This window comes from Nostoc sp. T09, assembly GCF_002154695.1.
Lineage (GTDB): Bacteria > Cyanobacteriota > Cyanobacteriia > Cyanobacteriales > Nostocaceae > Aulosira.
In genome coordinates this window covers 21,545-27,544 of record NZ_MTAV01000143.1, presented here as the reverse complement: position 1 = coordinate 27,544, position 6,000 = coordinate 21,545, and the positions used below count along the sequence as shown (strand labels likewise).

8 protein-coding genes are annotated in these 6,000 nt (G+C 39.5%); 3 read left to right on the top strand and 5 right to left on the bottom strand.

What is annotated here, in order from left to right:
- The coding region (locus BV372_RS25945) for a malectin domain-containing carbohydrate-binding protein (RefSeq protein WP_179198237.1) at positions 1-2,668 on the top strand (2,668 nt) is incomplete at its 5' end.
- Between the two features lie 320 nt (positions 2,669-2,988).
- On the opposite strand, the gene BV372_RS25940 is transcribed toward BV372_RS25945, so the two are convergent.
- Positions 2,989-3,393 (bottom strand): hypothetical protein, encoded by a 405-nt coding sequence (locus BV372_RS25940; RefSeq protein ID WP_086689372.1) that lies wholly within the window; start codon positions 3,391-3,393, stop codon positions 2,989-2,991.
- A 12-nt stretch (positions 3,394-3,405) separates the two neighbouring features.
- Positions 3,406-3,780: a papain fold toxin domain-containing protein gene (locus BV372_RS25935; protein WP_086689371.1), complete on the bottom strand. Its 375-nt coding sequence runs from the start codon at positions 3,778-3,780 to the stop codon at positions 3,406-3,408.
- 212 nt (positions 3,781-3,992) lie between these two features.
- Here BV372_RS25935 and BV372_RS25930 point away from each other — a divergent pair, with 212 nt between their 5' ends.
- Both BV372_RS25930 and BV372_RS25925 read left to right on the top strand, forming a co-directional pair.
- Positions 3,993-4,178, top strand: coding sequence for a hypothetical protein (locus tag BV372_RS25930; protein WP_086689370.1), 186 nt, complete (start codon positions 3,993-3,995; stop codon positions 4,176-4,178).
- The gene (locus BV372_RS25925; RefSeq protein ID WP_086689369.1) at positions 4,175-4,378 is read left to right on the top strand and encodes a hypothetical protein; all 204 of its coding nucleotides are present in this window, start codon (positions 4,175-4,177) and stop codon (positions 4,376-4,378) included. Before BV372_RS25930 ends, BV372_RS25925 begins: the two co-directional genes overlap by 4 nt.
- A 237-nt stretch (positions 4,379-4,615) precedes the next feature.
- Here the strand turns inward: BV372_RS25925 and BV372_RS25920 are convergent, their stop codons facing one another.
- From BV372_RS25920 to BV372_RS25910, 3 genes are all read right to left on the bottom strand, one after another.
- Positions 4,616-4,912 (bottom strand): type II toxin-antitoxin system RelE/ParE family toxin, encoded by a 297-nt coding sequence (locus BV372_RS25920; RefSeq protein ID WP_086689368.1) that lies wholly within the window; start codon positions 4,910-4,912, stop codon positions 4,616-4,618.
- Positions 4,909-5,133 (bottom strand): addiction module protein, encoded by a 225-nt coding sequence (locus BV372_RS25915; protein ID WP_086689367.1) that lies wholly within the window; start codon positions 5,131-5,133, stop codon positions 4,909-4,911. Before BV372_RS25915 ends, BV372_RS25920 begins: the two co-directional genes overlap by 4 nt.
- Positions 5,134-5,360: 227 nt before the next feature.
- Positions 5,361-5,861 carry a hypothetical protein gene (locus BV372_RS25910; protein ID WP_218776771.1) on the bottom strand — a complete coding sequence of 167 codons (501 nt, stop codon included), beginning with the start codon at positions 5,859-5,861 and terminating at the stop codon, positions 5,361-5,363.
- Positions 5,862-6,000 lie beyond the last annotated feature (139 nt).

Below are 6,000 nucleotides of genomic sequence, written 5' to 3'. Positions count from 1 at the left end.
CACGGCGGTGACAGAAGGGGGGGCTAGTGATAGTTACTCGTTAGTTCTCAGTTCCCAACCGACGGCGAATGTCACCATTACCTTGGCAACGCCAGCGCCAAGTAATCAACTGAGTTTTGATAAGACCACCCTCACCTTCACCCCAACTAACTGGAATACAGCACAAGTAGTCACAGTCACAGCAGTCAACGATACTGCTGTTGAGGGGACACAAACAGTCAATATTGCTCATACTGTTAGCAGTACAGATAGCCAATACAACAACGTCGCTGTTGGCAATGTAGGAGTTACCATTACTGATAACGACTCTGCTCCAACACCAGGAGCGATTCGGATTGATACAGGCGCAACTCAGGCTTACACAGATACCAAAGGTCAAGTATGGCAAGCTGATAAATACTTTGTAGGAACTAGTAGTGTCTATACGACCACTGCACCAATTGGTAAGACAGAAGATGATGTGATTTACCAAAGCGATCGCTTTGCCAAAAACCTGGCTTATCAGATTCCGGTAGCAAACGGTAACTACAGCGTAAATCTCCACTTTTCTGAAAATTACCAGACAGACTTCAATAAACGAGTCTTTGATGTCGCTCTAGAAGGACAGCTAGCCTTTGATGACGTAGACATTTTTAAACAATCTAAAAATGCTTTCTTCCCTGGTAATAACTCTGCCCTAGTCTTATCGGCTCCGGTAGTAACTGTAAATGATGGCATACTCAACATTAATTTGGATGCCAGCCTAGACAACGCTACAATCTCAGGGATTGAAATCATTCCATTGACTGCGCCACAAGTAATTTGGACACAAACAGGGGGTAATACCGCCGTTGCTGAGGGTGGTGCGGGTGATAGTTACTCATTAGTTCTCAATACCAAACCTACCGCAGATGTTACAGTCCAACTGGCAACTAATATTGCTAACCAGATTACTCTAAATAAAACCAGCTTTACCTTCACTGCCAATAATTGGAATGTTGCTCAAAGCGTTACTATCAATGCTGTTAACGATACGACTGTAGAGGGTAATCACTCAGTTAATATCAGTCACAACGTTACAAGTACAGATAGCAACTACAACAAGATCAACATTCCCCAAGTAGCTGTCAGTATTACAGATAACGAAACTGTTCCTATCAGCTTCACCCAGAAAGTAGTAGCTACAATATCTGAATCCACACCTGCTGGCCCAACTACAGGTGCTTGGGGCCCGGATGGCAGACTTTATGTAGGTGATTACGATGGAACAATCAGAGCATACACCTTTGATCAAAACTACAACGTCACCAATACTCAGGTAATCACGGCTGTCAAAGGTTTATATAACAGTGATATTTTAGGTATCGCTTTTAACCCTTATGATACTTCTGATTCCCCAACTATCTACGTTGCTCATAGTAAGCTCTATGCCAATCGTGGCGGAGCCTTCCCAGAGACTGAACTTTCTCCCTATAGCGGTCAAGTTTCCATCTTGGAAGGGCCTAATTTTTCTCAGCTAACACCTTTGATTACAGGACTGCCAACTTCAAACCATGACCACGGGGTTAACGGTTTGACGTTCGATAACAAAGGCGATTTATACATTAATATCGGTGGAAACACTAATGCGGGTGTAATCAACGCCAATATCGGCGGTATTCCTGAATCTCCTTTCTCTGCTGCTATCCTCAAAGCAGAAATTTCAAAACCAACCTTCAACGGGCAGATTAAGTATTCTCTTCCATCTGACTTTAAACCACCTAATGGATTAACCTTTGACCCAGCCACCAGTCAGGTATTTGGAGATAAAGCAACTGTTAAACCTGGTGTAGATGTGTCTGTATACGCTAGCGGACTTCGGAATCCTTACGATTCTGTGTTTACAACCGAAGGACGTCTTTATACCACAGACAACGGTCATAATGCAGGCTTTGGAGACCTGTCTACCTCAGCTACAACCTCTATACCTGCACCTGGCGCTCCAGATGAACTGAACCTGATCGAACAGGGTAATTACTATGGAAGTCCTAATCGCAATCGCGGAGTTTCTGACCCTCGCCAGAATGTTTTTCATGGACCAACTGAAGCTAGTATTCCTGGAGTATATACAGCTCCACTAGCTACTTCAATGGCCTCAACCAATGGTATAGATCAATATCGGGCAACGACATTCAATAATCAATTGCGAGGTAATTTAATCGCTCAGCGATGGAATGCAGAAGTCTATAGCTACAAGCTATCAGCAGATGGTAGGCAAGTGCAAAAAACTGACACCATCAATAATACTGGGGGTAATCTCGACATATTAGCGGGACCTGGAGGTGCAATTGTTGGTATTGATTATAGTGACAAAAAAATTAATGTTGCGACTCCTAACGACGCCGCTGCAATAGGCGTCACCGCTTACGATATCTTCCCCTGGAGAGCAGCAGCAAATAATGATGCTGGTAAAAATACATTCGTTATTGGTGGGAAGAACTTTGGTAGTTTGGCAAATACTCAAGTTATTATCGGTGGTAAAGCTGCAACTCTTACCGAAGTTAGCAGCCAAAGAATTAAAGGTATTTTGCCAACCTTTACCAACACCAATCCCATTGACTTGTTGGATGTAACGGTTAATAGTAATGGTCAGTCTTCAATCATTGCAGATGCTTACTTGCCATTGTATGGTTCTGCTACTTTCGTTTAAAAAAGTCAGCATGACAGTGGTTAGATTTCGATGAAGTGACACTTGTAATCTGGCAGTTTTAGATTACCAATTATGCAGAGTAGGGGTACAAAAATTTTGTGCCCCTTTTTTCCTAAATTTGAAATAATTTTGTTGTAATTGCAATAAACTCAACCGTGAGTAATTATCTGCTCGCTAAGACGATCGCCTGTTGTAAAAGAGTGAGCGATCGCCTTACAGAAAAACTCAAAAATAAGGCGATCTTTTGTTGTATAAGAGTAGTGTAATGTCTACGACGGGCTACGCTTACGTACTACGCGCACTGCCGATGAGGTATCGCTTTATTGAGGTATTAATGAAGGCTTGGTTTCAACCACTTTCTCTTGATTAATCTCTTCTCTAACAGCACTTTCACCTTTACGGAATTGCTCAAATAATTCAAAAAAGTTATTTAATGCATCTTTTTCATCCGCAGAATAGAAAAGAATAATACTATCCCATCCATGCGAAGAGGTAATCTTAAATCTTGTTTGTATCCAATCTTGAAATTGATTAAATTGTATCTCTTGTTGAGTTGGTGGTAATCCTAAATCTGCTCTGGAACTCATGTATCCGTCTAAAAAAGCTCTCAACTGAGTAATTGAAGTTTTACCCAAAAACATTCCCGGTCTTTGTTTAATTCTTTCGAGCATTTCATAGAGATATTCATCGGGAATTACAGTAATAGTATGATGATTCTTTGGCATAATCTTTAATAATTAAAAGTTTTCTTCTGTGACTTGAAACTGCTGCCCGGAATATAATTTATTATAAAACACTAAATTAGCTAACCAGTGTTCTCTGAGAAGTCCATCAGGATGATGATTATCAAAAATCATTTCCACTTCATTTATTATAATTGCAATACCTTGATGGCGACCGTTAAGAGAAATTGCATCCCCTGACACACTTTCATCATAAATATAACTATTGCGTCCTATTGCTGAACCTGTATAAAGTTTTATCCGCTTTCCAGGAATTCCTTGTAATGTTAAATAATCTTGGATAGCTTGAGCGCATTCAATACATTCAAGATTTTTATATTTTCTAATTATTTTTTTAATTTGGTAAATTTGATCAATACTAATAGTCAAATTTTTTACGATAAACTCAACTGTGAGTGATTATTTTATCACTAAGGCGATCGCACTCTACACCCTCAAAATCTGCCAAAGTGCGATCGCCTTGCAGAAAATCTCAAAAACTAAGTGATCGCCTGTTGTGTAAGAGTGAGCGATCGCTTAATGTAGATATTCAATTCTCAAATATTTTATGCTTATCTGGTTAAGTCCATTATCATGAGTTTATGAGAGAGCCGATAGGGCAACAGCTACGAACTTTATACCGACTTTGCCATCTACTTACTAACATGATGTTGCAGCCAATTCACATTGTGCGTTTAGACGAACGAACACTTAACTTGTTTATTTTAGCTGGACAAGATGAAGAGATTGAGCTAGAAATTCAAGCAGATGGGAGTATTGAGCTATGACTAAAGCTAATTACCCTGCAATGAGCGATCGGGAATTAAAGCAATATATTCTGACTCACCGTGACGATCAAGAGGCTTTCTACGCCTACATGGATAGACGACGTTCTCGTCCTGATAAAACTGCTATAGAGTTTGATGATCCAGATTGGGAAGAAAAAATATTATCAGTGATTAGTGCACAGCTAACTTCCGAACATTAAAAATTTAACAGAAGCTTCATTTTTTTGGAAAAAGAAGCGATCGCCTGTTGTGGAAGAGTAGTGCGATCGCCTTGCAGAAAACCTCAAACATAAAGTGATCGCCTGTTGTCGAAGAGCGATCACCTTGCAGAAAACCTCAAACATAAAGCTATCACTTGTTGTGTATGAGTAATGTTGATCGCACCCCACACGCCCAAAATCTGCCCTAGTGCGATCGCCTGTTACTGCATTGTAGTCTTAGGTTCGCGTCTGCCACGATTTTGGATCTCTGCGACCATGAAAAATAGCTGTGACAATCACTCGACTCGAAACAATTCGATAGTACACAGCATAAGGAAATCGTCGTACTATTGCTCGTCGAACATCATGGTAGTCCACTGCATAGGATTCTGGCATCTGGGAAATTCGATTCACAGTCTCGTCTATACATTCCAAAAACTCATCGCCCAAACCCGTTTTCTGGCTTTCATACCAACTGTACGCTTCATTGAGTTCTTCTCGAACCTCTGGGCGAAATACCAGGACATAATTCATTGTTGTCCCTTAATTGACGCTTTGATTTCCTCCCAAGTCAGCACATTATCTGGATTTGAATCGTAATCAGCAATTCGACGATCAAGCTCTTGCTTTTGTGCATCGGTTAAATCAGGGTAAACTTGCTCAGCTGCGATGCCATCCCAAATTGCCTGCACAATACGGATTCTATCTTCCACACTCAGAGTTGCAATTTCGTTCAAGGTAGCTGTGATGTCCATGCTGATTAATTTTGGAGGAAAAAGTAAGCGACTGGTACACTTCAAATATAACGGAGACGATTTTGTCTATCAAATTGAACGCTGCAATTGACAATGTTAGTCTAAAAACTTCACAACAAACCTGTGAGCGATCGCTTTGCAGAAAACCTCACAAACAAAGCGATCGCCTTGCAGAAAATCTCAAACATAAAGCGATCGCTTGTTGTAAAAGAGAGAGCGATCACCTGCTATTGGCTCTTGATATAATCAACTTGATTCATAAAAAACATTATGTTTTCTATCAATTTTGGTAATTGTAAAGCAGTTACAAGTATAGCTTTTTTGGGCTGACTATTCTGTTGACTACGCACATTGACCCAATGCTTTGGAAAATTACATTTATACCAATTTTGTAAACTATCCTTTTTCTTGTTCACGTTACCAGTATGCAAGAGGAATTTGTCACTATTTGCGTCTTTAGCAAAGAGTCCTCCGTATCTGCTGCCAGTTCCATCGCATACAATATTAGTTTCAACTATAATTTTTTTATTATCTTTGGAAAATCCAAAACCATTCCAATAGATGATTTTAGTTCTTTCTATTCCGTTATTTTCATATTTGTTTTGATTCTTTGAGTTTTTGAAAGGCTGATTGATATAAGAATGAGCAAACCAGATATAATCATTATAAATTGTATGAATATTGGTTATATTGCCTGGATTGAGATTACGATAATCAGTTTGCTTCAATTCAACTCTCAAAAATTCATTCAGTAGTTCTTGACAAGATGTTATTTCTTGAGGTTCAGTAATTATGCTTAACATTTATTAGATACAATTGAATCCCGATTTTAACATCTTGTATAAAAAATGGGGTTAAGATTAATTA